The sequence below is a fragment of the Variovorax sp. GW531-E2 genome (assembly GCF_059423125.1).
In genome coordinates, this window is sequence record NZ_JBWKXQ010000002.1 from 265,928 (window position 1) to 292,172 (window position 26,245).

The 26,245-nt window shown below is 70.0% G+C and carries 25 protein-coding genes; 6 read left to right on the top strand and 19 right to left on the bottom strand.

Annotation, left to right across the window (positions count from 1 at the left end; genetic code table 11):
• The first annotated feature begins 77 nt into the window (after positions 1 to 77).
• The 4 genes from AC07XP_RS02720 to AC07XP_RS02735 are packed head-to-tail and all read left to right on the top strand — an operon-like array spanning position 78 to position 3,223.
• Complete coding sequence (locus AC07XP_RS02720) at positions 78 to 335, top strand: helix-turn-helix domain-containing protein (RefSeq protein WP_492685564.1); 258 nt, start codon at positions 78 to 80, stop codon at positions 333 to 335.
• 9 nt (positions 336 to 344) lie between these two features.
• Positions 345 to 1,700 carry a type II toxin-antitoxin system HipA family toxin gene (locus tag AC07XP_RS02725; protein WP_495263715.1) on the top strand — a complete coding sequence of 452 codons (1,356 nt, stop codon included), beginning with the start codon at positions 345 to 347 and terminating at the stop codon, positions 1,698 to 1,700.
• Entirely contained in the window at positions 1,697 to 2,344 is a 648-nt protein-coding gene (gene nth / locus AC07XP_RS02730) for an endonuclease III (RefSeq protein WP_062480730.1), read from the top strand. Before AC07XP_RS02725 ends, nth begins: the two co-directional genes overlap by 4 nt.
• 21 nt (positions 2,345 to 2,365) lie before the next feature.
• On the top strand, positions 2,366 to 3,223 hold the full coding sequence (locus AC07XP_RS02735; protein ID WP_495263716.1) for an Ivy family c-type lysozyme inhibitor: 858 nt from the start codon (positions 2,366 to 2,368) through the stop codon (positions 3,221 to 3,223).
• 10 nt (positions 3,224 to 3,233) lie between these two features.
• Here AC07XP_RS02735 and AC07XP_RS02740 read toward each other — a convergent pair whose 3' ends face one another.
• From AC07XP_RS02740 to AC07XP_RS02755, 4 genes are read right to left on the bottom strand one after another with little or no spacing between them, the layout of a single operon-like run.
• Complete coding sequence (locus tag AC07XP_RS02740; protein ID WP_495263717.1) at positions 3,234 to 3,806, bottom strand: histidine phosphatase family protein; 573 nt, start codon at positions 3,804 to 3,806, stop codon at positions 3,234 to 3,236.
• Positions 3,803 to 4,597 carry an adenosylcobinamide-GDP ribazoletransferase gene (locus AC07XP_RS02745; RefSeq protein WP_495263718.1) on the bottom strand — a complete coding sequence of 265 codons (795 nt, stop codon included), beginning with the start codon at positions 4,595 to 4,597 and terminating at the stop codon, positions 3,803 to 3,805. The genes AC07XP_RS02740 and AC07XP_RS02745 overlap by 4 nt, the downstream gene beginning before the upstream one ends.
• The gene (cobT, locus tag AC07XP_RS02750; protein WP_495263719.1) at positions 4,594 to 5,637 is read right to left on the bottom strand and encodes a nicotinate-nucleotide--dimethylbenzimidazole phosphoribosyltransferase; all 1,044 of its coding nucleotides are present in this window, start codon (positions 5,635 to 5,637) and stop codon (positions 4,594 to 4,596) included. Before cobT ends, AC07XP_RS02745 begins: the two co-directional genes overlap by 4 nt.
• Positions 5,634 to 7,100 (bottom strand): cobyric acid synthase, encoded by a 1,467-nt coding sequence (locus AC07XP_RS02755; protein WP_495263720.1) that lies wholly within the window; start codon positions 7,098 to 7,100, stop codon positions 5,634 to 5,636. The genes cobT and AC07XP_RS02755 overlap by 4 nt, the downstream gene beginning before the upstream one ends.
• 90 nt (positions 7,101 to 7,190) lie before the next feature.
• Here AC07XP_RS02755 and AC07XP_RS02760 point away from each other — a divergent pair, with 90 nt between their 5' ends.
• On the top strand, positions 7,191 to 7,430 hold the full coding sequence (locus AC07XP_RS02760) for a hypothetical protein (RefSeq protein ID WP_139703779.1): 240 nt from the start codon (positions 7,191 to 7,193) through the stop codon (positions 7,428 to 7,430).
• A 16-nt stretch (positions 7,431 to 7,446) separates the two neighbouring features.
• Here AC07XP_RS02760 and AC07XP_RS02765 read toward each other — a convergent pair whose 3' ends face one another.
• From AC07XP_RS02765 to AC07XP_RS02780, 4 genes are all read right to left on the bottom strand, one after another.
• The gene (locus AC07XP_RS02765) at positions 7,447 to 8,919 is read right to left on the bottom strand and encodes an efflux transporter outer membrane subunit (RefSeq protein ID WP_495263721.1); all 1,473 of its coding nucleotides are present in this window, start codon (positions 8,917 to 8,919) and stop codon (positions 7,447 to 7,449) included.
• 25 nt (positions 8,920 to 8,944) lie between these two features.
• Positions 8,945 to 12,217, bottom strand: coding sequence for an efflux RND transporter permease subunit (locus AC07XP_RS02770; RefSeq protein WP_070060506.1), 3,273 nt, complete (start codon positions 12,215 to 12,217; stop codon positions 8,945 to 8,947).
• A gap of 40 nt (positions 12,218 to 12,257) precedes the next feature.
• Positions 12,258 to 13,511 carry an efflux RND transporter periplasmic adaptor subunit gene (locus AC07XP_RS02775; protein WP_487847065.1) on the bottom strand — a complete coding sequence of 418 codons (1,254 nt, stop codon included), beginning with the start codon at positions 13,509 to 13,511 and terminating at the stop codon, positions 12,258 to 12,260.
• A gap of 155 nt (positions 13,512 to 13,666) precedes the next feature.
• Positions 13,667 to 14,548 carry an alpha/beta hydrolase gene (locus AC07XP_RS02780; protein ID WP_192196550.1) on the bottom strand — a complete coding sequence of 294 codons (882 nt, stop codon included), beginning with the start codon at positions 14,546 to 14,548 and terminating at the stop codon, positions 13,667 to 13,669.
• 181 nt (positions 14,549 to 14,729) lie between these two features.
• Between AC07XP_RS02780 and AC07XP_RS02785 the strand changes: the two genes are divergently transcribed.
• On the top strand, positions 14,730 to 15,644 hold the full coding sequence (locus AC07XP_RS02785; RefSeq protein WP_495263722.1) for a LysR family transcriptional regulator: 915 nt from the start codon (positions 14,730 to 14,732) through the stop codon (positions 15,642 to 15,644).
• A gap of 21 nt (positions 15,645 to 15,665) precedes the next feature.
• Here the strand turns inward: AC07XP_RS02785 and AC07XP_RS02790 are convergent, their stop codons facing one another.
• The 11 genes from AC07XP_RS02790 to cobO form a co-directional block, all read right to left on the bottom strand.
• Positions 15,666 to 16,292: an FMN-binding negative transcriptional regulator gene (locus tag AC07XP_RS02790; protein WP_495263723.1), complete on the bottom strand. Its 627-nt coding sequence runs from the start codon at positions 16,290 to 16,292 to the stop codon at positions 15,666 to 15,668.
• A 91-nt stretch (positions 16,293 to 16,383) separates the two neighbouring features.
• A complete protein-coding gene (locus AC07XP_RS02795) occupies positions 16,384 to 16,848 on the bottom strand; it encodes an OsmC family protein (RefSeq protein WP_495263724.1) in 465 nt (154 codons plus the stop codon).
• Between the two features lie 35 nt (positions 16,849 to 16,883).
• Positions 16,884 to 17,612 carry an LrgB family protein gene (locus tag AC07XP_RS02800; protein ID WP_495263725.1) on the bottom strand — a complete coding sequence of 243 codons (729 nt, stop codon included), beginning with the start codon at positions 17,610 to 17,612 and terminating at the stop codon, positions 16,884 to 16,886.
• Positions 17,609 to 17,962, bottom strand: a complete 354-nt coding sequence (locus AC07XP_RS02805) for a CidA/LrgA family protein (RefSeq protein WP_056581435.1) — start codon at positions 17,960 to 17,962, stop codon at positions 17,609 to 17,611. The genes AC07XP_RS02800 and AC07XP_RS02805 overlap by 4 nt, the downstream gene beginning before the upstream one ends.
• A gap of 54 nt (positions 17,963 to 18,016) precedes the next feature.
• Entirely contained in the window at positions 18,017 to 19,033 is a 1,017-nt protein-coding gene (locus tag AC07XP_RS02810; RefSeq protein ID WP_495263726.1) for an aminotransferase class I/II-fold pyridoxal phosphate-dependent enzyme, read from the bottom strand.
• Entirely contained in the window at positions 19,030 to 20,010 is a 981-nt protein-coding gene (cbiB, locus tag AC07XP_RS02815; RefSeq protein WP_495263727.1) for an adenosylcobinamide-phosphate synthase CbiB, read from the bottom strand. The genes AC07XP_RS02810 and cbiB overlap by 4 nt, the downstream gene beginning before the upstream one ends.
• 18 nt (positions 20,011 to 20,028) lie before the next feature.
• Positions 20,029 to 24,030: a cobaltochelatase subunit CobN gene (gene cobN, locus AC07XP_RS02820; RefSeq protein ID WP_495263728.1), complete on the bottom strand. Its 4,002-nt coding sequence runs from the start codon at positions 24,028 to 24,030 to the stop codon at positions 20,029 to 20,031.
• The gene (locus tag AC07XP_RS02825) at positions 24,027 to 24,380 is read right to left on the bottom strand and encodes a DUF2149 domain-containing protein (protein ID WP_062479884.1); all 354 of its coding nucleotides are present in this window, start codon (positions 24,378 to 24,380) and stop codon (positions 24,027 to 24,029) included. The genes cobN and AC07XP_RS02825 overlap by 4 nt, the downstream gene beginning before the upstream one ends.
• Positions 24,377 to 24,850, bottom strand: coding sequence for a MotA/TolQ/ExbB proton channel family protein (locus tag AC07XP_RS02830; protein ID WP_159271949.1), 474 nt, complete (start codon positions 24,848 to 24,850; stop codon positions 24,377 to 24,379). Before AC07XP_RS02830 ends, AC07XP_RS02825 begins: the two co-directional genes overlap by 4 nt.
• Positions 24,850 to 25,548: a 5,6-dimethylbenzimidazole synthase gene (gene bluB / locus AC07XP_RS02835; RefSeq protein ID WP_495263729.1), complete on the bottom strand. Its 699-nt coding sequence runs from the start codon at positions 25,546 to 25,548 to the stop codon at positions 24,850 to 24,852. The genes AC07XP_RS02830 and bluB overlap by 1 nt, the downstream gene beginning before the upstream one ends.
• Positions 25,549 to 25,553: 5 nt before the next feature.
• Positions 25,554 to 26,123 carry a cob(I)yrinic acid a,c-diamide adenosyltransferase gene (gene cobO, locus AC07XP_RS02840; RefSeq protein WP_095745107.1) on the bottom strand — a complete coding sequence of 190 codons (570 nt, stop codon included), beginning with the start codon at positions 26,121 to 26,123 and terminating at the stop codon, positions 25,554 to 25,556.
• Positions 26,124 to 26,245: the final 122 nt, after the last annotated feature.

Here is a 26,245-nt window from a genome sequence, read left to right on the forward strand (position 1 = left end):
TTATCACCTTTCAACGATATATTGACAATATCGCCCAAAGACGATAATTTGTATTTACCACCTCAAGGCGGTAAACGATGGACTCCCTCATACATTCTCCGACCCAGCTTTCCGCACACCTGAAGTCGCTGCGCAAGGCCCGCCGGCTGACACAGGCGCAGCTCGGGGCGCTGATCGGCGTTGGCCAGACCCGCATGGCCGACATCGAAAAGAATCCGGGCGCGGTCAACGTGGCCCAGCTGCTCGAGGTGCTGCATGCGCTCGATACGCGCCTGCTGCTGACCTCCGCCGACAAGGCCTCCCCCAGCGCCGCACCGGGCGCCGCCGACTGGTAGCCGCCGCCCATGGCCCATCCCGCGCTCGACATCTGGATGAACGGCGAGTACGTCGGCGCCTGGTTCTGGACACGAACCGGCGTGCCGGCCCTGCGCTACGACGACGCGTGGCTACGCTCGCCCAACGTGCGTGCGCTGTCGCTGTCGCTGCCGATCCCGCACGGCGAGAAAGAACTGCGGGGTCCCGCGGTCGAGAACTACTTCGACAACCTCCTGCCCGACAGCGACCGCATCCGCGAACGTCTGCGCCGGCGTTTTCGCACGGCCAGCATCGAGGCCGCCGACCTGCTCGCGGCCATCGGGCGCGACTGTGTCGGCGCCGTGCAACTGCTCCCTGCCGGCCAGGCACCGGAGCCCTTCGACCGCGTCGACAGTGAAGCCCTGACGGAAGACCGCGTGGCGCAACTGCTGCGCAATGTCACCAGCGATCCGGTGCTTGGGCAACGCGACGACGCTGCCGACGACGACTTTCGCATCTCGATCGCTGGCGCACAGGAAAAGACCGCATTGCTGCGCATCGGCGATCGATGGCACCGCCCGCACGGCGCCACGCCGACCACGCACATCCTCAAGCTGCCGCTCGGGCTGGTGGGCAACATGCGCGCGGACATGACCCACTCCGTGGAGAACGAGTGGCTCTGCGCGCGGCTGATGACGGCCTTCGGCTTCGATGTGGCCCCGACCGCCATCGGCCGTTTCGGCGACCAGAAGGCACTGGTGGTCGAGCGCTTCGACCGTCGCTGGATGGACCAGGGCCGCTGGATCGCGCGCCTGCCCCAGGAAGACTTCTGCCAGGCCAGCGGACTGCCCGCGACGCTGAAATACGAGAGCGACGGCGGACCGGGCATCCGGCAATGCCTGTCGCTGCTCGCGGGCAGCAGCGATGCACGAAAGGACAAGGCCACCTTCGTGCGCGTGCAACTCGCGTTCTGGCTGCTGGCCGCGACGGACGGGCACGCCAAGAACTATTCGATCTTCCTGCGCCGCGGGGGCGGCTACGACATGACGCCGCTGTACGACATGCTGTCGATGTGGCCCATCATCGGCAACGGACCCACCCTCGTGTCCGCACACAAGGCGCGCCTTGCGATGGCCTTGCGCGGCAAGAATGCCCACTACACGCTGCAGAGCATCCAGACACGCCACTGGCGGGCGCTCGCAGCCCAATCGGGCGTGCCCGGTGCCTTCGACACCTTGTGCAGCCTGGTCGCTGATGCGCCGCTCGCGTTGCAGCGGGTCGAGAAGGAACTGCCACCGGACTTCCCCGAGCCGGTCTGGCGCGCGGTCGAGGCGGGCGTGCGGACGCAGTGCGCGCGCTTCGAAGCCGGCCTCGACCAGGCACAGAATTCCACGAAGACCCCATGAAAAAATCCGACATCCCCCTCTTCTTCGCCACCCTGCAGGCCGCCAACCCCGAGCCGCGCACGGAGCTCGAATACACCACGCCCTTCGAGCTGCTGGCCGCCGTGTTGCTGTCGGCGCAAGCCACCGACGTGGGCGTGAACAAGGCGACGCGCCGGCTGTATCCGGTGGCGAACACGCCGCAGGCGATCCTCGACCTTGGGGTGGAAGGGCTGGAGTCGTACATCAAGACGATCGGGCTGTACCGCAGCAAGGCCAAGCACCTGATGGAGGCCTGCCGCATGCTGGTCGAGCTGCATGGCGGCGAGGTGCCGCGCACGCGCGCCGAGCTCGAGGCGCTGCCGGGCGTGGGGCGCAAGACGGCGAACGTGGTGCTCAACGTGGCCTTCGGCGAAGAGACCATCGCGGTCGACACGCACATCTTCCGCATCGGCAACCGTACCGGACTCGCGCCCGGCAAGACGCCGCTGGACGTGGAACTCAAGCTCGAAAAGCGCATCCCACCCGAGTTCCGCCTGCACGCGCACCACTGGCTGATCCTGCACGGGCGCTATGTCTGCGTGGCGCGCAAGCCGCGCTGCTGGGAATGCGCGGTCTCCACCTTCTGCTCGTTCAAGCCCAAGACACCGGCCCCCAAGACCGCCTGAGCGGCACACACCACCTCGCACATGACGACGACAACGATTTTCAAGAAGACACCTTCCGCCGCCCTCCTCTTCCTCGCAGCGCTGTGCAGCGCGGGCGCCGCCTGGTCGCGCGACGGCGTGCTGCCGCCGGAGACGATGGCGCTCTACGGCGGACGCTGGTCCGCCAACTGCGCCGACGCAGCCGCACCGACGCTGCAGGTGCGCGAAGACATGCTGATCGCCGAACGCGGCAAGCGCCGCGTCGTCGGCCGCCAGCCGGACACGGCGCACAGCTTCTTCGGCAACCAGGCGCCGCCGCCGAACTTCGACGTGGCGCTGATGAGCCGCGTGGACAAGGGCGACAACGCGATGATGAATTTCCTGGTCTTTCGCGATGCGCGCGGCCAGTCGATCACGCTGAAGGCCGACAAGCCGGTCATGGGCCAGCTGGGGTCGGAGCTGATGAAGCCGCGCTACTGGCGCTGCGACGGTCCGGCGCGCGCCGCGGCGCCGCCCGCCGAACCCGCGACCGCCGCCCCCAAGCCGCCGGCACCCGCCACGGGCAGCCCGGCCGCCCTCGCCCGGGGCCCCGCGATGGACAAGGCCTGGCGCGCCGCGCTGGGCGCGCGCGAAACCGAGCGCTGGCTGGTGCGCCGCGAAGGCCCGTCGCCCGAGCCGCAATGGGTGACGGTGGACGGCACGCGCTACCTGCTGCACGCCTTCTGCAAGCCGCACGACTGCTACGACCACAACGCGATCGCGCTGTACGACCAGGGCTCGGGCCGGCTCTACGGCCTGGTGCAACGCAACGGGCAGAACCAGCTCCTGGGCGGCCCCTCGCCGCAGTTCGCGGGGCAGCTCGATCGTCTCTGGCGCGAGCAGTGGCGCGCCAAGAACTGACAGCGCCTCGTCAGCCGAGCGGCGCGGCGACCACGCGCCAGTCGCCGAAGGCCGCCGCGTCGTTGGGCCATTGATCGGCCCGTTCGGGGCACGTCACGCCCTGCGACAGCAACTGCACCGCGCGCAGCACGCCGGCATGCGTGACCCACAGCGCATCGGCGCCGGTCGCCAGCCAGTCGGCATGCGCCGAGGCCACGCGCTGCATGAAGGCGCGCACGCTCTCGCCGTCGCCTCCTGCGGGGGCATCGGCAAAACGATTCGTCCAGGCCTCGAATTCCTCACGGGCCACGGCCGACCACAGGCGCCCTTCCCAGGCGCCGAAACTCATCTCCGCCAGCCGCGCATCGCGCCGCACCGACAGATCGGGCCGCAGCGCGACGATGGCGTCCGCCAGCATGGCGCAACGCCGCAGCGGCGAACTCCACAGCGCGATGCCGGCCGGCAGCACCGCGGCGATGCGCGCGGCGGCGGCCTGCGTGCCGTCCGCATGGGCATCGAGGTCGGTCGCGCCGTAGCACAGGCCCGCCGGCGCGATCACCGGTGCATGACGCTGCAGCCAGAGCTGGGCGGTCGCGGTGCTCATGCCTTCCACGCCAGCGCGAGGTAGATCGCCAGCTCGCACACCTGCTGCGTGGCACCGAGCCCGTCGCCCGTGAAGCCCTGCAGCCGACGCACGAAGAGCCGCGCCATCCAGCCCCCGGCGAGCACCAGCGCCACGAGCGCCGCGCCCACGTGCACCACGTCGTGCGCGCACAGCAGCAGCGCCACGGCGGGTGCGGCCCACAGCACGGCGACGAGCAGCGCGCCGCCGCTGATCGCATCGGCCAGCGGCTTGGCCTTGCTGCCGCTGCTGTCGCCCACATAGGGCAGCCAGCGGATCAGGAACAGCGGCGCCAGCCGCGACAGCACATGCGCGCCGACGATCGACACCGCCGCCACATCCAGCCCGCGCGCAGCGAGCGCGGCCAGCAGGCCGAACTTCAGGCCCAGCGCCAGCACCAGCGCGACCGCGCCGAAGGCGCCGATGCGCGAGTCCTTCATGATCTCCAGCGCGCGCTCGCGGCTGGCCGAACCGCCGAGGCCGTCGGCCACGTCGGCCAGGCCGTCTTCATGGAAGGCGCCCGTGAGCATCACGGTGGCGACGGTGCTCAGCACCGCCGCGACCAACGCCCCTGCCACGCCCGGCAAACCCGCCCCCACGGCCACGAACACGGCCGCCGCCACCCCGCCCGCGATCCAGCCGATGGCCGGCAGGTGCGCCGCGGCGGCGCGCAGCATCTGCGGGCTGAAGCCGACCCAGGCGGCGAGTTTTCCCGTCACCGGCACGCGGGTGAAGAACTGGACGGCCAGCAGGAAATGGCGCACGCCGTTCATTGCTGGCGCGACACGCCCGCCGATTCGAAGCTCGCCATCTCGCGCAGGATGCGGCAGGCCGATTCGAGCAGCGGCCACGCCAGCGCACCGCCCGAGCCTTCGCCCAGGCGCAGGTCGAGGTTCAGCAAGGGCTCGAGCCCGAGGTGCTTCAGCAGCAGCGTGTGCCCAGGCTCCGCCGAGCTGTGCGCCGCCACGCAGCGCTGCGTGACCTGCGGGCGGATCGCCTGCGCGACCAGCACGGCGGCGCTGGCGATGAAGCCGTCGACCACGATCACGCGCCGCTCCTGCGCCGCCTGCAGCACGGCGCCGACCAGCGTCGCCACCTCGAAGCCGCCGAACGCGGCCAGCGCCTCGAGCGGCGCGGTCGCACCCGCGTGCAGGGCGAGTACCTCGCGCAGCACCTCGCGCTTGCGTGCGAGGCCTTCCGCATCGAGCCCGGTGCCGGCGCCGGTGCACAGGCCGATGTCCAGCCCGGCCAGGCGCGACAGCAGCAGCGCGGCGGACGAACTGTTGCCGATGCCCATTTCGCCCAGCAGCAGCGCGTTGCCCGGCAGCGCGCGCACCACCTCGCGGCCGTTGGCGATGGCCTGGGCGCACTGTTCGGGCGTCATGGCGGGGCCGGCCGAGGCGTCGGCCGTGCCGGCGGCGATGCGCCGCGACACCAGGCCGGGGCGCGGCTGGAAGTCGCGCCGCACGCCGCAATCGACCACCGTGAGCGCCAGGCCGTGCTGGCGCGCCAGCACGCTGACGGCCGCGCCGCCGGCCAGGAAGTTCTCGACCATCTGCCAGGTCACGTCGCTCGGGTAGGCCGACACGCCGCGCGCCGCCAGCCCGTGGTCGCCCGCGCACACCAGCATCTGCGGCGCGTCGAGCACGGGCTGCTCGGTGCCCAGGATGGTGCCGATGCGCAGCGCCAGCGCTTCGAGGCGGCCCAGTGCGCCGACGGGCTTGGTCTTGTTGTCGAGCGCGGCCTGCAGGTGCGCCGCGAGCGCGGCGTCGGCGATGTCTGGAATGGCGGGAATCAAATCGGTGTCGGTCATGCGATCAGGCCGGCGAGCACGCCGGCGTCGAAGTGGGTGTTGATGAAGTCGGCCAGGCCGTCGAAGGTGGCGTCCAGCGTGGGCGCCGTGGTGCCGAACAGCGCCTGCAGCGCGGCCGGGTCTTCGAACAGGCCGTGCAGATAGAGGCCCAGCACGTTGCCACGCGCGTTCTGCCAGGCCAGGCCCTCGGGCATCACGGCGTGGCCGTCGTGGGCCAGTTGCGGATGGGCGGCCGTCTGGCCGTGGTGGATTTCGTAGCCGGCGATGCGCACGCCCGCCAGCGCGGACCAGGAGCCGGCCACGAGGTCGCCGGAAAAGGTCGCCTCGCGGTGCCGCACAGTCTTCTCGCGCTCGAACACGGTCACCAGCGGCAGCAGGCCGAGCCCCGGCGCGTTGCCGTCGATGCCGTGCGGATCGACCAGCGCCTCGCCCAGCATCTGCAGCCCGCCGCACACGCCCAGCACCGCACCGCCGCGCCCGGCATGCTCGGCCACGGCGCGGTCCAGCCCCTGCCCGCGCAGCCAGGCCAGGTCGCCGCTCGTGTGCTTGGAGCCGGGCAGCACGATCCAGTCGGCGCCGGCCACGTCAGCCGGCGTGCGGGCCCAGACCAGGCGCACGCCGGGCACGTTCTTCAAGGCCTGGAATTCGTCGAGGTTGCTCAGGCGCGGGTAGGCCACCACCGCCACGGTGCGCGTGACCACCCCGCAGGCGCGGCTGCGGTCGTCGAACACGCCGTCTTCCTCGGGCAGGCCGTGCTGCCACCACATGGGCAGCGTCGCCACGGTCGGCACGCCGGTCAGTGCCTGCAGCTGCTGCGGCGCGGGCGCCAGCAGCGACGCGTCGCCCCGGAACTTGTTGAGCACGAATCCATGGATGAGCGCCCGGTCGGGCTCCGGCAGCAGCGCCCAGGTGCCGTACAGGTGGGCGAAGGCGCCGCCGCGGTCGATGTCGGTCGCCAGCAGGCAGCGCGCCTGGGCGTGGCGCGCGACGCGCAGGTTGACGATGTCGCTGGCCATGAGGTTGATCTCGGCCGGCGAACCCGCGCCTTCAATCACGACCACGTCGTTCTCGGCGCGCAACTCATCAAAGGCCTGCGCGATCTGCGGCCAGACGCGCTCGCTGCGCCCGCGCCACGGCAGGGTCGACAGCGACTCGCTCACCTGCCCCATCAGCACCACCTGGCTGTGGGTGTCGCGCTCGGGCTTGAGCAGCAGCGGGTTCATGCGCACGTCGGGCACGGCGTTGGCGGCCAGGGCCTGGAAGTACTGGGCGCTGCCGATCTCGCCGCCCTCGACCACGCGGGCGTTGTTGCTCATGTTCTGCGCCTTGAACGGCGCCACCCGCAGCCCCTGGCGGGCATACCAACGGCACAGCGCGGTGGCCAGCCAGCTCTTGCCGGCGCCGCTCGTGGTGCCCAGGACCATGACGCAGCGCGCCGGCCCGCTTGTCGCTCTAGAACTCATCCGGGGATTGTCGTTGAGCGCCGAACTGAAACCGGAAGGCCGACTCAGACGTAATAAGGATGAGGCCTCTCAGGGCCGCACCGGAAAATCATGTCCGCCCTCAACGATCTGGCGCTGACGGTCGAGGAACGCGAGCCGGGCCGGTTCTACTGGCTCCTGCTCGAAGCCGTCCACGACACCGGCAGCACCTCCGACACGCTCGGCTACCGGCCGCTGCGGGTGGCTGCGCGCCCGCAATCCAGCTATTCGAGCGCGCTCGCGCTGGGGGCGGTGGCGCTGAAACAGGCCGCCGCCACGGCGACGCACCCGGGCCCTGGCGACCGCGCCTGAGCCCGGATCGACCCGATCAGCGGGTCGCCACCTTCTCCGTGGCCGGCACTTCCCAGCCGCCGCCGATGGCGCGGATCAGCCCCACCGTCGCCTGGTACTGGGCCGACTTCACCTGCAGCGCCTGGCGCCGGTTGCGCAGCTCGCTGCGGCGCGCGTCGAGCAGGTCGAGCTGGCTCACGTAGCCGTTGCGGTAGCGCGTGTCCGACAGGCTGGTGGCGCGCTGGGCCGAGGTCACGGCCTGCGCCTGCACCACCGACTGCTCCTGCAGGATGCGGATGGCCGCCAGCTGGTCTTCGACCTCCTGGAACGCCACCAGCACCTGCGAGCGGTAGCTGGCCAGTGCGCCGTCGAGCTGGGCGTTGGCGCCCTGCACACCGGCCTCGCGACGGCCACCATCGAAGATCGGCAGCGACAGCAGCGCGCCCACGCCCCACGAACGGGCCGACCACTTGAAGAGGTCGCCGATCTCGGGCGAGGCGTAGCCGGCCGCGCCGGTCAGCGAGATGTTCGGGAACCACGCGGTCTGCGCCACGCCCACGCGGGCCTGCGCCGCCATGACGGCGCTCTGCGCGGCCGACACGTCGGGCCGGCGCGTGAGCACCGTGGACGGCACGCCCGGCGGGATCACCGGCAAGGCAGTGGCCCAGTCGTCGGGCCGCATGCCGAAGCTGGAGGCCGAATCGCCCACCAGCACGGCCAGCGCATGTTCCACCTGGGCGCGCTGGCGATCGAGTGCGAGCGCGTCCGACTCGGTGGACGACACCTCGGTCTGCACGCGCGCCACGTCGAGCTCGGCAATGTCGCCGGCCTGCTGGCGGCGCTGCGTCAGGCGCAGCGTGTCGCGGTAGGCGGCGACCGATTCGCGCACCAGCACGCGCTCGGCGTCGAGCGCGCGCAGCTGCAGGTAGGTCTGCGCCACCTCGGCCTGCACCGCGAGCCGGGTGCTCTGCAGCAGCGCCTCGCGGCCGGCCGCGTCGAGCTTGGCCGCATCGGCCGCGCCCGAGAGGCGGCCGAACAGGTCGACCTCGTACGAGAACGTGGCGCCGATGTTGGTCATGGTGCCCGGCCGGGTGCTGGCCGTGGCCTTGTCCAGGCCCGCACCGCGGTTGGCGCCGGCACCCAGGCCGATCTGCGGCAGGCGGTCGGCCTGGGCGCTGCGCGCCAGCGCGCGGGCCTCGGCCAGCCGCGCGGCGGCGGCCTGGATGTTGGTGTTGTCGACCTCGGCGCGCTGGATCAGCGTGTTGAGCACCGGGTCGTTGAATGCCAGCCACCACTCGCCGCGCGGTTGCGCCTCGGCGGGCGTGGCCCGGGTGAAGCCGGCCGGCGCCGTGGCACCCGGCTGTTCCTTGAACTGCGCCGCGGTCGGCACCGTGGGCATGCCCGAAGGCACGCTGGCGCAACCGGCCAGCACCAGGGCCGCCACCAGCGGCAACACGGCGGCGCGCAGCGGGCGCAGCGGGCGCATCAGGGTTGGGATTGCGAATGTCATGGACAACCTTCTTTCTTCTTGTCGATCAGTCATGCGCGCCATGCGAGGGGCGCGGCGAGGCCGGCACCGGGTGCAGACCGCCACCACCGCCACCGTGCGAAGGCGCCACCGGATGGTCAGCCGACACGAAGTCGTCGCCGTGCGGCACTTCGCCGTGCAGCTTGAGCGGCCGGTTGCCCGCCAGGCGGCGCATCAGCACATAGAACACCGGCGTCAGGAACAGGCCGAAGGCCGTCACGCCGATCATCCCGGCGAACACCGCCACGCCCATCGCCTTGCGCATCTCGGAGCCGGCGCCGGTCGAGAGCACCAGGGGCAGCACACCCATCACGAAAGCCAGCGAGGTCATCAAGATGGGGCGCAGGCGCAGGCGGCTGGCTTCGATCGCGGCCTGGATGGGCGTGCGTCCAGCGAACTCCAGCTCCCGTGCGAATTCCACGATCAGGATCGCGTTCTTCGCACTCAACCCCACCAGCACGATCAACCCGATCTGCGTGAAGACGTTGTTGTCGCCTCCCGAGATCCACACGCCCGCCATCGCGGCCATGATGCCCATCGGCACGATCAGGATGATCGCGATCGGCAGCGTCAGGCTTTCGTACTGCGCGGCCAGCACCAGGAACACCAGCAGGATCGCCAGCGGGAACACCAGGAAGGCGGAGTTGCCGGCCAGGATTTCCTGGTACGTCAGCTCGGTCCACTCGAAGCTCACGCCCTTGGGCAGCGTCTCGGCCGCGATCTTGGTGATCACGTCCTGCGCCTGGCCCGACGAATAGCCGGGGGCCGGGCCGCCGTTGATGTCAGCGGCCAGGTAGCCGTTGTAGCGCATGGCGCGTTCCGGGCCGAAGGTCGAGTTGACCTTCATCAGCGCGGCCAGCGGCACCATCTCGCCCGAGGTCGAGCGCACCTTCAGCATGCCCACGTCTTCGGCACGGGCGCGGTAAGGCGCATCGGCCTGGACGCGCACGGAGTACGTGCGGCCGAACTTGTTGAAGTCGTTGGCGTACAGGCTACCGAGGTAGATCTGCATCGTGTCGAAGATGTCCGTCACCGGTACACCGAGCTGGCGCGCCTTGGTGCGGTCGATGTCGGCGTACAGCTGCGGCACGTTGACCTGCCAGCTCGTGAACATGCCCGTCAGCTCGGGCGCTGCATAGGCCTTGGCCATGAAGGCCTTCACCGCGACGTCCATCTGGTCGTAGCCGACCGAGGCGCGGTCTTCGATCTGCAGCTTGAAGCCGCCGGTCGTACCCAGGCCTGCCACCGGCGGCGGCGGGAACATCACGATGAACGCGTCCTGGATGCTCGAGAACGCACCGTTGAGCTGGCCCGCCACCGCACCGCCGCTCTGGTCGGCGCGCTTGCGCTGGTCGAAGGGCTTGAGCGTGGCGAACACGATGCCCGAGTTCGAGCTGTTGGTGAAGCCGTTGATCGACAGGCCCGGGAAGGCAATGGCGTCTTCCACGTTCGGGTTCTTCTTCATGATCTCGCCCATGCGGGTGATCACCTCTTCCGTGCGGTCGAGCGTGGCGCCGTCGGGCAGCTGGGCAAAACCGATGAGGTACTGCTTGTCCTGCGCCGGCACGAAGCCGCTGGGCACGGCCTTGAAGAGGCCGAAGGTCACGCCGACCAGCGCGAGGTAGATCACCAGCATCAGCGTCTTGCGCGAGATCACGCGCTTGACGCCGCCGCTGTAGGCCTCGGAGCCGCGATGGAAGAACTTGTTGAAGCCGCGGAACAGCCAGCCGAAGGCCTTGTCCATGCCGCGCGTCAGGGCGTCCTTCGGCTGGTCGTGGCCGCGCAGCAGCAATGCGGCAAGGGCCGGCGACAGCGTCAGCGAGTTGATGGCCGAGATCACCGTCGAGATCGCGATGGTCACCGCGAACTGCTTGTAAAACTGGCCCGTGAGACCGCTGATGAACGCCAGCGGCACGAACACGGCCACCAGCACCAGCGCGATCGCGATGATGGGGCCCGACACTTCGCGCATCGCACGGTAGGTTGCTTCACGCGGCGTGAGCCCGGCTTCGATGTTGCGCTCGACGTTCTCCACCACCACGATGGCGTCGTCCACCACGATGCCGATCGCCAGCACCAGCCCGAACAGGCTCAGCGCGTTGATCGAGAAACCGAGGATGTGCAGCACCGCGAAGGTACCGATCACCGACACCGGCACGGCCAGCAGCGGAATGATCGACGCGCGCCAGGTTTGCAGGAACAGGATCACCACGAGCACCACCAGCGCGATGGCTTCGAGCAGCGTGTGGATCACCGATTCGATCGATGCGCGCACGAACTGCGTCGGGTCGTAGGCGATGCGGTATTCCAGGCCTTCCGGCATGTTCTTGTTCAGCTCTTCCATCGTCTTGCGGACGTTGGACGAGATGTCGAGCGCGTTGGAGCCCGGGGCCTGGAACACGCCCATGCCGACGGCCGGGTCGTTGTTCAGCAGCGAACGCAGCGAGTAGTCGGCGGCACCCATTTCGAGGCGGCCGATGTCGCGAAGACGCGTGACGGCGCCGTCGGTGCCGCTCTTGACGATGATGTCGCCGAACTCTTCTTCGCTCTGCAGGCGCCCTTGCGCATTGATCGACAGCTGCATGTCCACGCCCGACAGGCCCGGCGATGCGCCGACCACGCCGGCCGCGGCCTGCACGTTCTGGCCACGGATCGCAGCCACCACGTCGGAAGCCGAGAGGCCGCGCTGCGCGACCTTCTGCGGGTCGAGCCAGACGCGCATCGAGTAGTCGCCGCCGCCGAAGATCTGCACCTGGCCCACGCCTTCGATGCGCGCGAGCGGGTCCTTCACGTTCAGCACCGCGTAGTTGCGCAGGTAGTTGATGTCGTAGCGGTTGTTCGGCGAGACGAGGTGGACCACCATCGTCAGGTCGGGTGCGCTCTTGACGGTCGTGATGCCCAGGCGCCGCACTTCCTCGGGCAGGCGCGGCTCGGCTTGCGAGACGCGGTTCTGCACCAGCTGCTGGGCCTTGTCGGGATCGGTGCCGAGGCGGAAGGTGACGGTGAGCGTCATCACGCCGTCGGTCGTCGCCTGGCTGCCCATGTAGAGCATGCCTTCGACGCCGTTGATCTGCTCTTCGAGCGGCGTGGCCACCGTTTCAGCGATCACCTTGGGGTTGGCGCCGGGGTACGTTGCGCGCACCACCACCGAAGGCGGCGCGACTTCGGGGTACTCCGAGATCGGCAGGCCGCGCAGCGCAATCAGGCCGGCGATCAGCATCAGTAGCGACAGCACGCCGGCAAAGATCGGCCTGTCGATGAAGAATTTTGAGAGATTCATGTTGGTTCTCCGGCGGGCGCCAGGGCGCCCTCCTCCGAAATCAGGACTTCGCGGCCTCGGCCACGCGTTCCGGTTGTTGTTGCTTCGTATCGAGCTTGGCGTCCATCGTCACGGTCTGCGGCACCACCAGCGCACCCGGGCGGATGTGCTGCAGGCCGTTCACCACCACGCGGTCGCCGGCCTTCAGGCCCTTGCTCACCACGCGCAGGCCGTTGATGGGCGCGCCCAGCGTCACCTCGCGGTACATGGCCTTGTTGTCGTCGCCCACGACCATCACGAACTTCTTGTTCTGGTCGGTGCCGATGGCACGTTCGCTCACCAGCAGCGCGGTGTCGTTGCGGGCCTGGCCCATGCGGATGCGGGCGAACTGGCCGGGAATGAGCGCGCCGTCCTTGTTGTCGAACGAGGCGCGCACACGCACGGTGCCGCTGCGGGCGTCGACCTGGTTGTCGATCAGCTGCAGCTTGCCGGTGAAGGGCGTGCCTTCGAGGCCGGCGGTGCCCATCTGCACGGGGATCGTGTCGATCTGGCCACGGGCGCCGGCGTTGGCCGGCAGGTCCTTCAGCGCGCGGGTGATGACCTGCTCGTCGGCGTCGAAGCTCGCGTAGATCGGGCTCACCGACACCAGCGTGGTCAGCACAGGTGCGCCGGGGCCGGCGGCCACCAGGTTGCCCACGGTCACTTCGAGCTTGCCGATACGGCCCGACACCGGTGCGCGCACCTGGGTGTAGCCCAGGCTCAGGCGTGCGGTCTGCAGCGAGGCCTGCGCCGCGCGCAGGTTGGCTTCGGCTTCGCGGCCGGCGTTCACGCGCTCGTCGAGTTCACGCTGCGCGATGGCCTGCTCGTCCCACAGGCGGCGGGCACGCTCCTGCTCGCTGCGGCTGAAGGCCTGGCGGGCTTGCGCCGAGGCGACCTGCGCTTCGGCACGCTCCACCTCGGCAGCGTACGGCGCCGGGTCGATGGTGATGAGCAGGTCGCCCTGCTTCACCAGCGCGCCTTCGCGGAAGTGCACCGCCTGCACGGCGCCTGCCACGCGGGAGCGCACGTCGACGCGTTGCACGGCTTCGAGCCGGCCCGAGAACTCGTCCCAGGCGTTGATCTCGCTCGACGCCACGGTGGCGACCGACACCGGCGTGCCCTGTTGCGCGGCGACCGGGGCCGTGGCCTCGGCCTTGAAGCTGTACATGCCCACCACCGCGGCGGCCACGGCCAGCACCGCGGTGAGGCCGGTGACGGCGGGCCACAGGCTCTTGCGGGCGGCGGAAGACAGCGTGTGTTCGTTCTTGTTCGACATGATGGTTCGTCCTTCTCGATGACTTTTTCGGGATGCAACAGGCCATCCCGGCGCCGGCGGCGTCAGGAGGCGGAATTCAGAGAACAGAAAGCCCTGCCACCCGCCTCGGTGGAGGCGGCGGCTTGGTTCAGGGGGCGGAGCGGACCCTCGCGGGCCTAGCTGGGCTCAGGGACCGCCGGGGGCGGTGTGGTGGCGCTGAAGAACTCGCGGAAGTGCTGCTGCACGCTGGCTTCGCAGGATGCGCATCCCACGGCCTCGGTGTCGTACAGCGCCTTGGGCCAGTTGTCGGCGCCGGTCAGCACGCTGCTCGTGACCTCGATGCCGGCCGAGCGCAGGCGGCCCGCGAAGGTCATGGCCTCGTCGCGCATCGCGTCGTCGGGCCCCACCAGCACCAGCGCCGGTGCCAGGGCGGCCAGCCGCAGCGATCCGCTGGGCACCGCATAGGGGTGCGTGGCGTTCGAGGGACAGCTCAAATACTTGGCCCAGCCCGTGGCCCAGCGGCATTCGGCCTCGTCGTTCGTGGCATTGCGCAGCGAGGCGGTGCCGGCGCACGGGTCGAGCATGGGCGACAGCAGGATCTGGCCTGCCAGCGGCGGATGGGCGCGGTCGCGGGCCACCAGGGCCACGCTGGCCGCCAGGTTGCCACCGGCCTCTTCGCCGGCCAGGTACACCTGGGCGCCCTTGCCGCCGAGCTTCACGCGCTGCTTGTAGAGCCACTCGAGCGCCGCATAACCCACCTCGACCGGCTCCGGGAACGGGGCCGCCGGGGCCAGCGGGTAGTCGAGCGACACCACCACCGCGCCCGCGCCGGCCAGCAGCCGGGCCACGTTGCGGCCGTTGTCGAGGTTGCCGCAGATGAAGGTGCCGCCATGGAAATGCAGCACCAGCGGCACGGTCTCGCCCCGTGGACGCTGACCGTAGACACGGGCAGCCACGGGCTCGCGGCCGGGCAGCTCGATCGACAGATCGGACTCCACGCCTTGCGCCGCGGCAAGCGCAGCAGCTTCAGCGGACCGGGACGATGGACGGGGTGACATGGGCGACCTCAGGGGGATGGGCGATGGTTGAAATATAAGGCGCTACAAGCGCGTTGAAACAGGAAACACAGCCCTACTCTGTTTCCAAACGGAGAACAATCGGGCATACCGTAGGGGCGCATTCCTTGTGTGAGAATCCGCCTCCTTCCGGCATACGCCGGTCTCCCTGAACAGGCATTCGATGGATCAAATCCAGGCAATGCGGATCTTTGTCCGCGTGGTCGAAGCCGGCACCTTCACCCGTGCCGCCGACTCTCTGGCCCTGCCCAAGGGCACCGTCACCAAGCAGATCCAGGCGCTGGAATCGCGCCTGCGCGTGAAGCTGCTCAACCGCACGACGCGGCGCGTCACCGTCACGCCCGACGGCGCCGCCTACTTCGAGCGCGCCGCGCGGCTGCTGAACGACTTCGACGACATGGAAGCCAGCATGACGAATGCGCAGGCCAACCCCACGGGGCGGCTGCGCATCGACGTGGGCACCTCGGTGGCGCAGCAGATCATCCTGCCCAACCTGGCCAGCTTCTGCGACCGCTACCCCGACATCCAGGTCGACCTGGGCGTGAGCGACCGCACCGTCGACCTGATCAGCGACAACGTCGACTGCGTGATCCGCGCCGGCGAACTCAACGACCAGTCGCTGGTGGCCCGCCGCATCGGCACCCTGCACTTCGTCACCGTGGCCTCGCCGGCCTACATCAAGCGCTATGGTGCGCCGCAGCATCCGAACGACATCGAGAAGCGCCACCACGTCGTGAGCTACTTCTCGGGTACCACCCGGCGCGTGTACCCGCACGAGTTCAAGAAGGGCGACGAGTACATCGAGCTCAACGGCCCCTACCGTGTGTCGGTCAACGAGAGCAACGCCCACATGACGGCCGTGCTCGCGGGCTTCGGCCTGTCGCAGTGCATCACCTTCACCGCCGAGCCGCTGCTGGAAAGCGGCGAACTCGTCGAGGTGCTGGCCGACTGGCAGCGCGACCCGCTGCCGATCCACGTGGTGTACCCGCCGAACCGGCACCTGAGCGCGAAGGTGCGGGCGTTTGTGGACTGGGCGGCGGATCTGTTTGCGAAGAATCCGCGGTTGCAGCGACGCTGAGGGGCGCCCTTTCTCGCCTTTTCAGGGCTGGATCAGCGCTGCCAGCGCACGTGCCGGTAGCGATTCTTCTCGGGACAGGTGCTCGACCAGGCTGCGCCGGTCGGGCTCGGTGCGCTGCTGCGAAAGGAAGCGCTTGCCGGTCAGCGCGAGGATGTCGATCTCGAACCCGACCAGCCGCCATAGCGCGTCATCGACGAACTCGGGTGATGCGTCGGCCAATGACCAGGGCTCGTCGCGCCCCGCTTCCTGCGACCGCGTCAGCGCTTCGAGATGCGAGCGCAGCCAGGCGGTGTCTTCGATGAACCGCAACCGCCCCGTCGCTTGCACCGCGATGTAGTTCCAGCTCGGCGCCAATCGTCCGCTGCGCTGGCCGTTGACGTACCAGCGCGGGGAGATGAACGCGTTCGGGCTCTGGAAGACGACCGTGACGTCACAACCCTCGCGCGCCTCGCTGTTCCACAACGAATGGCTGCGGGCTACATGGCCTGCCAACATGCCGTGCGTGCCGCGATCGATCACCTCCAGCGGCAGCAGGTTGGCATCGACCGCCCCGCCCGCGACCGTGAAGAGCGTGGCCAGCGGGTAGGCACGCATGAGCCGGTGAAGCTCGTCGCGCGCCTCGATGGCGAAGAGGGGCTGGATGTGCACGGGGGAGGCCTTTCGGGGGATCGATGCGCGTCGAGTATTGCGCCCCCTCCCGTCCAACGCAGTCGCGTGGAGGTCACCCACCCGCCACGGGTCAGTAGACCGGCTCGCAGCGCACGTCCGTCTTCACCGAATTCGCAATGAAGCACTCCTCATGCGCCCGATGGTGCATATGCGCGATCTGCTCGCGCGTCGGCAGGTTCTCACCCGAAAACCTGATCTGAGGACGCAGCGTGACGACAGTCATCGCCATCTTTCCTTCGGCGTTCTTCTCCATCACCCCCGTGGCCGCATCGACATAGCGGTCGACCACGAACTTGCGCTTCACCGCCATGGTGAGAAACCACAGCATGTGGCAGCTGGACAGCGAGGCCACGAACATCTCTTCCGGATCGACCGCCGACGCGTCGGAGAACGGCAACGGCACCACGTGCGGCGACGAAGAGCCCGGCACCTGCGCGCCGCCGTCGAAGCGCAGTACGTGGTGGCGGCTGTAGGTGTTGGCCAGGAAGTCCTGGTCGCCCCGCTTCCAGACGATCTCGGCGGTGTACTCGGACATGGGTCGTGCTCCTCGATGGATGGGATGAATGGATGTCAGACGGTCATCAGCTTCACGATCAGCGGCACCAGCAGCGCGGTCGCGATGCCGTTGAGCCCCATCGCCAGCGCCGAGAACGCGCCCGCGGTCTCGTTCACCTGGATGGCGCGCGCCGTCCCGATGCCGTGCGCCGCCATGCCGACGGCAAAGCCGCGCACCGCGGGTTCCTTGATGCGCAGCAGGTTCAGCAAGCCCGTCGCCATGATCGCGCCCGAGATGCCGGCGATGGCCGCGGCCACGGCGGCCAGCGACGGCAGGCCGCCGATCTTCTCGGCCACGCCCATCGCGATCGGCATGGTGGCCGACTTGGGCGCGAGCGACATCAGGAGCTCGCGCGAACCGCCGAGCAACCAGCCGATGCCGATGGCCGACACGATGGCGGCCACCGAGCCCACCAGCAGCGCCACGCCGATCGGCAGCCACAGGCGCCGCAGCCGGCCGACCTGGCTGTACAGCGGCACGGCCAGTGCCACGGTGGCCGGGCCGATCAGGAAGTGGACGAACTTGGCGCCCTCGAAGTAGGTGTCGTAAGGCGTGCGCGTGAGCAGCAGCACGCCCACGATGACGATCACCGACACCAGCACCGGGTTGACCATCGGGTTGCGCCCGCTGCGCGCATGCAGCCACAGCGCGCCCAGGTAGGCCAGCAGCGTGAGCGACAGCCACAGCAGCGGCGACTGGGCCAGGAAGACCCAGATTTCAGACAACTTGACGGGCGCGTTCATTCGGCGTCCTTGCCCGTGATGCGGATCATCCAGCGCAGCGTGAGCGCGGTCACCGCCATCGTGAAGGCACCGCCCACGACACCGGCCGCCAGGAACGGCAACCACTCGCGCCCCACGCGCTCGAAGTGCAGCATGACGCCGGTCACCGCCGGGATGAACAGCAGCATCAGGTTGCGCAGCAGGTGGCCCGAGGTGTCGGTCAACTCCTGCGGCACGCCGCCGCGCACCAGCAGGCCGACGAACAGCAGCAGCATGCCGATCAGCGGACCGGGAATCGGCAGCGACAGCCACTGCACAAGCAGTTCGCCGGCAAGCTGGCACAGGAAGAGCGTGGTGATGGCGTAGAGCATGGGCCTGTTCGTTTTCCTTTTCTTGAGACGGCCCTATTGTGGTGCGAGGTGCATTCAGCCGCTGTGTCGTGCGACGCTGGCCCTCGCCCACGCGGCCTTCAAGGCCTGCTGACTGGCCGGCGGCAGCACGCCCAGGCGCAGGTGCCCCGGCAGGCCGAAGGACGCGCAATCACGCAGCTTGATGCCCTCGGCGCGCAGCGCGGCGGCGCGGGGCGGGTATGGCACGTCGGGCTGCGCACCGAAGAAGTTGGCGTCGCCGGACAGCACCTGCCAGCCCAGCGATTCGCAGACGGCTCGCTGCCGCGCCTTCCAGTCGCGCAGGATGTCGAGGCTGCGCGCCAGCCAGCCTTGCGCTTCGTCGCTGGTCCAGGTCGTGAGCAGCGCCACGCCGTGCGTGCCCAGCGGCCACGACGGGGCAAGACGTTCGAGTCGTTCCAGCAGCGGACCAGCAACGTCACTGTTCGCGGGTGCGATGGCGTAGGCGGCGCGGATGCCCGTGAGGCCCATGGCCTTGTTCGGGGTCCACAGCTGCCAGAGGCGGTCGCGCTGCGCGGCGTCGTGCGAGGGCTGACCTTCGAGGCGCAGCGGCTCGTAGGCCATGTCGAGCACGCAGACGGCATCGCTGGCGGCATGCTGCGCGATGTCGGGCTGCGGCTGGCCGAATGGGCTCGACGGTTCGCAGCACCAGCGCAAAGCAGCACCGTCTGAAGCCTCAGGCACGCGCCGCACGCCGAGGCCCCAGGCCAAGGCCGAACGTTCGTAGTCGCCGTAGCTGTGCGCGGGCAGCCAGACCTCTCCGCCACCGCCTTGTGCCACGACCGCGCTGATGCGGTGGATGAATTCGCTCGCGCTCGCGGCGATCGCGATGCGCTCCACGGCCACGCCATGGAAATCGGCAAGCGCGGCGCGCAGCGCGGTGTAGCGCGGATCGGGATAGTGCGCCGCGTCGGCTTCGCGCAGCGCTGCCAGCACCGCGGGGCACGAGCCGACCGCGTTGCCGTTGGTCGAGAAGTCGTGCGGCGCGGCGCCCGTCTCGTCGGGGCCGCCATGCACCATGGTTGGATTCGTCATGCCCACCTCGCCAGCAACGGCGACAGCATCGCGAGCGAAGCGATCACCGCCAGCCCCCACGCCGCCCGTTCACCGAGCTGCGCGGTGCGCGCGGTGTCGGCCGACGTGGCGGCGCGCCCTTCCCCGTTCAGCGCGTAGACCCCCGGCTTCGCAAGCCGCACACCCAGCAGCAGCGCCATCGCACCCATCGGCCAGCCGCTGTTGGGCGATGGCGTGCGGCGCGCCTCGCGGGCCACGCCGCGCGGCCAGCGGCCGGCCGCGAGCGCCAGCAGCAGCACGGTGAGGCGTGCGGGCAGCCACGAGAGCACGTCGTCGGCGCGTGCGGCCCACTTGCCGAACCAGGTCCAGTCGCGCCCGCCGCGTTCGCCGCGGTAGCCCCACATGGCATCGGCGGTGTTGGCGAAACGGTAGAGCGCCGCGCCCGGCAGGCCGAACAGCACGAACCAGAACACGGGCGCCACCAGCGAGTCGTTGAGGTTCTCGGCCAGCGACTCGATAGCGCTCTCGCGCACCTCGCGTTCGCTCAGCACCGAGACATCGCGGCTCACGAGGCGCGCGAGCCGTGCGCGGCCTGCGTCGAGCGATTCGCCCAGTGCGGCTTCGACCGCCAGCACCTCGTCGCGCAGCATGCGCCACGCAAAGAGCGGCTTGAACGCAAGCCCGAGCGCCACGGCCATGCCCCAGACCGGCAGCCACTGCATCGCCAGGCTCTGCACCGCCGACGCGACGGCGAACGCGGCCATCGCGCCCACGCACCAGCCGAGCGCGCCCATCGCGAAGCCCGGCAGGTCGCGCGGCTTGGCGTCGGCCGCGCGCGGTGCGAGGCGGCTGCCGATCCAGTCCAGGTAGCGGCCCATCCACACGACCGGATGCAGCGCGGCGGGCGGCTCGCCGAGCCAGCGGTCGACGGCCAGCGCCAGCCACAGGGCGGCGACCAGCACGAGGGCGAAGACGGTGAAGGGATCGAGCGCGGGCATGGCAGGCATTCTCGTGAATCAGGCGACGGGCACGGCCCGGCCGCGCCGCCACTGCACCAGCGCACCGACGGCCAGCAGCAAGGCAGCGCCGAAAGCGGCGAGCAGGCGCGGCAGCACGGCGGACGGCGGCGGGGGCGATGGGGTGTCGGCGACGGGCTTCAGCTGGAGGCCAGTCACCGGTTGCGCGAGGTCCGGTGCGGCGGGCGATCCGGGTGCAGGTTGGGTCGCTTCGATGGCCGCGATGGAAGGTGCGGCGACGACGACCGGTGCAGGAGCAGTGACAGGCGACGGCGCCAACGCAGCCTGCGCAAACCGCTGCACCGCCTCGTTGCGCTCTCGCAGCCCCGTGGCGCGCACCGCCTCCGTGTAGGCCTGCGCCAGTTCGCGCCGCGTCGCGGCATCGGGCGCCCAGTAGTTCAGCCGCACGGCATCGAGCATGCGCTCCAGCGTCTGCGCGAAGGCGGCGCGGTTCTCGCGCTCCAGCCACTGGCGCGTGCCGAGCTTGTAGGTGTCGCGCACATAGACCTCGTGTAGCGACTGCCAGTGGTCCTCGCGCACGGCCGCGGGCGCGGTCGCCTGCCAGCCCCAGAGGAACTGCGCGGTCTTGAGCACCTGCAGCGCGCCGCTGTAGCCCTCGGCCTTCTGAGCCTCGATCCATTGCGGGTGCAGGTAGCGCGTCTGCATCTCGCGCGCGATGGCGCCGGCCGCGGTGTCGGTGCGCACGGCCGCGCCGTCGCGCAGGTTCTGCACGTACAGCGCCGGGTCCTTGCCCGTGAGATGGCGCACGGCCAGCGCGATGCCGCCCAGGTACTGGAACGGGTCGTCGTTGGTCAGCACGCCATACAGGTTGGAGGTGCGCGCCATCAGCGCCGCATCGACCTGCGCGAGGTTGCCCGCGAAGGCGCCCGGGCGCGTGGCACCGTCGAGGCCGCGCCCGTAGGCATGGCCCATGCGGTCCATGTAGAGCCCTGCCATCTGCGCGTCGCCGCCGCCGCGCTGCTGGCCTTTCCAGAGTTCGGTGGCGAGCACCGCTTCCTCGAGCCCGGCACCGTAGCTGCCCTGCTCGTTCGAGAACACGCGCGCGGTCGACCAGCGCCGCGCCTCGGCCGCCGTCGCGCCCCCGGCGCGCAGCGTGCGCGCCATCGCCTCGCTGTGCTGCGCGACCGCGTTGCCGGGCTCGTCGAGCGCGGCCACTTGCTGCACGGCCTCGTCGAGCCAGCGCATCACGTGCGGGAACTGGTCGCGGTACGAGCCGGTGACGCTGATCAGCACGTCCATGCGCGGCCGCTTCAGCACCGCGGCCGGCACGATCTCGATGCCGACCATGCGCCCGGCCTCGTCCCAGCGCGGCTTCACGCCGAGTGCGTGGAAGGCCTGGCTCTCGGTCACGCCCTGGTGGCGCGAGGCCTCGCCAGCCCAGAGCGTGAAGGCGATCTTCTGCGGCGCACGGCCGCCGTGGGTGCGGGCATGCGCGGCGATCCAGTCGTCCATCGCGGCAACGCCGGTGTCCCAGGCGGCGCGCGTGGGCACGCGGCTGGGGTCGAAGCCGTAGAGGTTGCGCCCGGTCGGCAGGCTGTCGGGGTCGCGCACCGGGTCGCCGCCGTAGCGCGACTTCAGGTAGCGGCCGTCGAGCGCGGTGAGCAGGCCTTCGATTTCCTCGTTGTGGGCCAGCACCGCGTCGAGCGCACGGGCCCGTGCGGCGAGCGAACGCAAAGGTTCGGCGTCGGTGACGGTGTCCTTGCCCGCCAGCACGCCTTCCAGCCAGCGCGCGGGCTTCGAGGCCGCGATGCCCTGCGCGTCGGTGAGAAACATCTCGTCGAGGTCTTCACCCATCGCCAGCGCCACGGGCTTGCCGAGGATCTGCAGGATCGTCTGGCGCCGCCGCTGCGCATCGGGCGCCTCGCCAAAGGTGGCCAGGCCCAGCGGCTGCGCGGTCTGCGCGAGTTCGTCGAGGTAGGGATGCAGCACGGCGATGAAGCCGGCGAAATCCGCGCGGATGCGCGCGGGCGTCCATTGCAAGTCGCGGTCGTAGTGCTGTGCGACGAAGTCGGCGGTGAGGCGCCGTTCCAGTGCGGTCTTCACCGCGCCGGGCGACAGCGTTTCCCAGTCGTGCAGGCGTTCGTGCACGTCCCGCACGCCGGGGCGGAAGCCCGCGGGCGCGAACATCGGCGTCGAATGGCTCACCATGGTCGCGCGACCGCGGCGCTTGGCGGTCGTCGCCTCGCCGAGGTTGTCCATGATGTACGGATAGACGTTGGGCACGTCGCCCAGCGCGAGCAGCGGATCGTCCTGCACCGAGAGCCCGCGCTCCTTGCCGGCCGACCACTCGACCGTGCCGTGCGTGCCCACGTGCACGAGTGCATCGGCACCTAAGCGGGTGCGCAACCAGAGGTAGGTCGCGAGGTAGCCATGGCTCAGCGGCACCGCCGCGCGGTGGTACACCTGCTGCGCCTTGTCGGCCACCTGCGTGCCGGGCTCGAAGCGCGGCGGCTGGCGCAGCACGACCACCTGGCCGAACTGCACGCGCGGCACCACGAAGGCCGGTGCGCCGGCCACGGGCCGCAGCATCGTCGAGGCCTCGGGCGGGCCCCAGTAGGCTTCGATGCGGCGTTGCGTGTCGGAAGGCAGCGCACGGAACCAGGCGAGGTACTGCGACAGCGGCAGCGTGTCGGCCAGGCCCTGGTCGAGCAGCGGCTGCAGCGCGTCGCCGCCTTGCGCGGTCGGGTAATAGGCCTTCATCGTGGCCTGCACCTGCGCAATGACGGTGTCCGCGCCCGGCGCCTCGGTGCGGTAGCCGGCGGCCTGCATCGCGGACAGCATCCGGTCGACGCTGCGCGGCACGTTGAGGAACGACGCGCCGAAGTTCGCCTCGCCCGGCGGGTAGTTGTAGACCAGCATCGCCACGCGGCGTTCGGCAGCGGGCGTGCGCCGCAGGCGCAGCAGCGCGGCGGCCTTGTCGGCCACGGCGTCGATCTGCGCAGGCAGTGGCTGCAGGCTGCCGGTGGCGGCGTCGCGTGCGGTGACCAGCATCGGGTCGGTCATGCCCGCGAGTTCGCTCGGGCTGTAGTAGGCCGCGATGTCGGTCTGCGCCAGGCCGTCCTTGCTGCGCGCCCATTGCGCCGCATCCATGGCCAGCGAGGGCAACGTCTGCAGCACGGGCACGCCGATGCGCTCGAGTTCGGCCTTGCGCTCGTTCGGGCTGAATACCAGCGCGGCGTTGATGAGGAGGTCGGCCACGCGGCGCTCGCTCTCACCTTCGCCGGCGTGCGTCATGCGAAAGAACAGGTCCTTCTGCTGGCGCGGGCCGTAGAAGGCGTAGGCGCGCAGGCCGCGCTGCGCGAGCGTGCCGATCAGGCCGTCGAGCCAGGCGGTGTCGTCGCTGGTGAGCGTGGCGCTGTTGACGGCAATGGCGACGGTGCCTTGACCGCCCGGCAATGCCTCGACCGCCGCGATGCGGCTTTCGACGCGCGGCCAGTCCGGGTGATAGAAGCCCGCGAGCGGCAACGGCACGGGGTCAGGGAGTCCGGCTGAATCGCCGACCCGCGCCATCGCCTGCACCGAGGCCTTCAGGTTCGCTTCGCCCGGAAATCGCCAGTAGGCGCGCAAGCGCTGCGCCCAGGCCGCATCCACGCCGCGCTCGGCCGCGAGCGGCGGCACCTCGGGCGGTTTCTGGCCTTTCGCCACGAGCGCAAATTCACCGATCTGCACATAGGGAACGGAGGTTCGCGCGATGACATCGCCGAAGCGCGCCGCCGCCGACTGCGCGACGCTGAGGTGCGGCGCATCGACGACCAGCAGGCGCGCTCCGTCGAGCGCGGCGGCGAACGCCTCGGGCGTGTCCTGCGCAGCCGACACCACCTGCAGCGGCACGCCGGCGTCACGCGCCGCCGTCTGCAGCCGCACCACGCGCGCAGGCGACACCAGCGCCGTGCTCAGCACCACCACGCGCGACCCGGCCGCCACCGCAGGCTGCGCCATCAGGCACAGGAGCCCAAGCCAGAAGACGAAAAGCCGCGTCACTTCCCGCCCGACGCCGGCACCGCGTCCGCCGGCACGTAGATCATCGTGCCGTCCTTCAGGCGCCAGGCGGTGCCGGCCTTTTCGCCGTCGCCCTGCCCCGTTGCGCCGCTGGCCTTGAAGCGCGTCACCTTCCGGCCTTCGCGCGTGATGATCTCCATGTCGGGCTGGCCCTCGTGGCGGATGACCGTCACCTTGTCCTGCGAGAACGGATTCACCGGGTTGTTGATGACCGCGATCATCAGCATGCCGATGACGACCATGAAGACGTCGATCAGGTTGATGGTCGAGAGCACCGGATCGTCATCGTCGCTGTCCAGGCTGCTCAAAATCGAGAACTGGCGTCGGCTCATGACAGCCGGTCCCGCGCGTCGAGCAGCATCACCAACTCGCGCATGAGCCAACGGCGGCGCACGGTGTAGACCACGAAGGTGATCGAGGCCGAGGCCAGCGCCACGATCACGGCCGCGAACGCGGGCGCCAGGCTCTGCGCCACGCCCTGCGATTCGCCCGAGGCCACCGCCACGAGCGCCGGGCCCATGGGGATCATGGTGGCGATCAACCCCAGCATCGGCGCCACGCGGCTGCACAGGCGCACGCCTTCAAGCTGCTTGAGCACGACCAGTTCCATCTGTTCCTGGCTGGCCTGCGCATGAGGCTGCAGCACCAGCGCACGCGACGGGTCGCGGCGGCGCTGCCACCACTCGATGCCGAAGGCGCCGAGGCAGTACACCGCATAGACGAAAGACAGCAGCACGCCGAGCGTCACGGGCCAGAGGAACAGGCGCGCGAGTTCGAAGAGAACGGTGTCGAAGGCCAGCATCAGGTGGGCTCCACGCAAGAAGATGAAGTGGAAGAAGGATCGAACAGGTCCGACGGCCGGCCCCAGCTTTCGTCGAACACCAGCGAGGCCAGCGGCGCGCGCCGGGCCCAGCGTTCGCGCTGCAGCATCGGCTCTTCGTAGAACGCATGCACCGGGCCCAGGCACAGCAAGGCGATCGGTTCGGCACCCTCGGGCAGGCCGAGCAGCACGCCCAGCTCGGCGGGCTCGAACAGCGACACCCAGCCCATGCCCAGCCCTTCGGCACGCGCCGCGAGCCAGAGGTTCTGGATCGCGCAGGAGGCCGAGGCCAGGTCCATCTGCGGCAGGGTGCGGCGGCCGAACACATGCGGCTCGCGACCGTCGGCCAGCGTCACCACCAGCAGCTCCGCCGCATCGAGCACGCCCTGCACCTTGAGGCGCATGAACTCATCTTCGCGCTGGCCGAGCGCGCGGGCGGTGAGCACGCGTTCGCGCTCGACCACCTCGTGCAACTGCCGGCGCAGCCCTCCGCCACGCACGCGGATGAAGCGCCACGGCTGCATGAAGCCGACGCTGGGCGCGTGGTGCGCGGCGTCGAGCAGGCGGCGCAGCACCTCGGGCGACACCTCGCCGCCTGCAAAGTGGCGCATGTCGCGCCGCTCGTGGATGGCGCGGTACACCGCCTTGGCCTCGTCGGCCGCGAACGCATGCGCCGTCATCGGGGTCAGTCTTCGATGCCGCGCTGCGCCGGGATGCCGGCCTTGAACGCGTGCTTGACCATCTGCATCTCAGTGACGGTGTCGGCCAGCTCGATGATCTCGGGCGGGCAGCGGCGGCCGGTGAGCACGACATGCACGTGCTTGGGGCGCGCGCGCAAGGTCTCGAGCACGCCTTCGAGCGGCAGCCAGCCGTAGATCAACGGGTAGGTGATCTCGTCGAGCACCACGAGGAAGAAGTCGCCCGACAGGATGGCGGCCTTGGCCTTCTCCCAGCCGTCGCGCGCGAGCTGACCCGAGCGTTCGAGGTCCTGGCTCTTCCAGCTGAAGCCGTCGCCCAGGCCTTCGATGGGAATGCCGATCTGCTCGAACATGCGGTGCTCGCCGAAGCGCGCCGAGGGCACCTTCATGAATTGGTAGATCTTCACGGCCTTGCCTCGACCGTGTGCGCGCAGCGCGAGGCCGAAGGCGGCCGTGCTCTTGCCCTTGCCGTCGCCGGTGTTGACGATGACGATGCCGCGGCGTTCGCCTTCGGGCTTTTCGTAGGGCTTTTCGCTGGGAGGGGTTTCTATTTGCATGAGGGGTTCCGTTCTTGGGTGTTCTTGTGGTTCAGGGCTTGTGCGCAGGCCACCGGGTACTTCCCTCCGCGAATGTCCCCCGGGCTTCGCCCTCCTCCTTGATTTCGCTGCGGGAAGCACCC

What these genes read in the sequence shown, in the direction of transcription:
- cobT (WP_495263719.1), bottom strand. Translation starts at nt 5,637, where the DNA reads ATGACCGACACCGATTTGATTCCCGCCATTCCAGACATCGCCGACGCC.
- AC07XP_RS02770 (WP_070060506.1), bottom strand. Translation starts at nt 12,217, where the DNA reads ATGAATCTCTCAAAATTCTTCATCGACAGGCCGATCTTTGCCGGCGTG.
- AC07XP_RS02805 (WP_056581435.1), bottom strand. Translation starts at nt 17,962, where the DNA reads ATGCTCTACGCCATCACCACGCTCTTCCTGTGCCAGCTTGCCGGCGAA.
- bluB (WP_495263729.1), bottom strand. Translation starts at nt 25,548, where the DNA reads ATGACGGCGCATGCGTTCGCGGCCGACGAGGCCAAGGCGGTGTACCGC.
- AC07XP_RS02795 (WP_495263724.1), bottom strand. Translation starts at nt 16,848, where the DNA reads ATGTCCGAGTACACCGCCGAGATCGTCTGGAAGCGGGGCGACCAGGAC.
- AC07XP_RS02735 (WP_495263716.1), top strand. Translation starts at nt 2,366, where the DNA reads ATGACGACGACAACGATTTTCAAGAAGACACCTTCCGCCGCCCTCCTC.
- nth (WP_062480730.1), top strand. Translation starts at nt 1,697, where the DNA reads ATGAAAAAATCCGACATCCCCCTCTTCTTCGCCACCCTGCAGGCCGCC.
- AC07XP_RS02825 (WP_062479884.1), bottom strand. Translation starts at nt 24,380, where the DNA reads ATGAGCCGACGCCAGTTCTCGATTTTGAGCAGCCTGGACAGCGACGAT.
- AC07XP_RS02775 (WP_487847065.1), bottom strand. Translation starts at nt 13,511, where the DNA reads ATGTCGAACAAGAACGAACACACGCTGTCTTCCGCCGCCCGCAAGAGC.
- cbiB (WP_495263727.1), bottom strand. Translation starts at nt 20,010, where the DNA reads ATGCCCGCGCTCGATCCCTTCACCGTCTTCGCCCTCGTGCTGGTCGCC.
- AC07XP_RS02800 (WP_495263725.1), bottom strand. Translation starts at nt 17,612, where the DNA reads ATGAACGCGCCCGTCAAGTTGTCTGAAATCTGGGTCTTCCTGGCCCAG.
- AC07XP_RS02780 (WP_192196550.1), bottom strand. Translation starts at nt 14,548, where the DNA reads ATGTCACCCCGTCCATCGTCCCGGTCCGCTGAAGCTGCTGCGCTTGCC.
- AC07XP_RS02725 (WP_495263715.1), top strand. Translation starts at nt 345, where the DNA reads ATGGCCCATCCCGCGCTCGACATCTGGATGAACGGCGAGTACGTCGGC.
- AC07XP_RS02785 (WP_495263722.1), top strand. Translation starts at nt 14,730, where the DNA reads ATGGATCAAATCCAGGCAATGCGGATCTTTGTCCGCGTGGTCGAAGCC.
- AC07XP_RS02765 (WP_495263721.1), bottom strand. Translation starts at nt 8,919, where the DNA reads ATGACATTCGCAATCCCAACCCTGATGCGCCCGCTGCGCCCGCTGCGC.
- AC07XP_RS02720 (WP_492685564.1), top strand. Translation starts at nt 78, where the DNA reads ATGGACTCCCTCATACATTCTCCGACCCAGCTTTCCGCACACCTGAAG.
- cobO (WP_095745107.1), bottom strand. Translation starts at nt 26,123, where the DNA reads ATGCAAATAGAAACCCCTCCCAGCGAAAAGCCCTACGAAAAGCCCGAA.
- AC07XP_RS02810 (WP_495263726.1), bottom strand. Translation starts at nt 19,033, where the DNA reads ATGACGAATCCAACCATGGTGCATGGCGGCCCCGACGAGACGGGCGCC.
- AC07XP_RS02755 (WP_495263720.1), bottom strand. Translation starts at nt 7,100, where the DNA reads ATGAGTTCTAGAGCGACAAGCGGGCCGGCGCGCTGCGTCATGGTCCTG.
- AC07XP_RS02830 (WP_159271949.1), bottom strand. Translation starts at nt 24,850, where the DNA reads ATGCTGGCCTTCGACACCGTTCTCTTCGAACTCGCGCGCCTGTTCCTC.
- AC07XP_RS02760 (WP_139703779.1), top strand. Translation starts at nt 7,191, where the DNA reads ATGTCCGCCCTCAACGATCTGGCGCTGACGGTCGAGGAACGCGAGCCG.
- AC07XP_RS02745 (WP_495263718.1), bottom strand. Translation starts at nt 4,597, where the DNA reads ATGAACGGCGTGCGCCATTTCCTGCTGGCCGTCCAGTTCTTCACCCGC.
- AC07XP_RS02740 (WP_495263717.1), bottom strand. Translation starts at nt 3,806, where the DNA reads ATGAGCACCGCGACCGCCCAGCTCTGGCTGCAGCGTCATGCACCGGTG.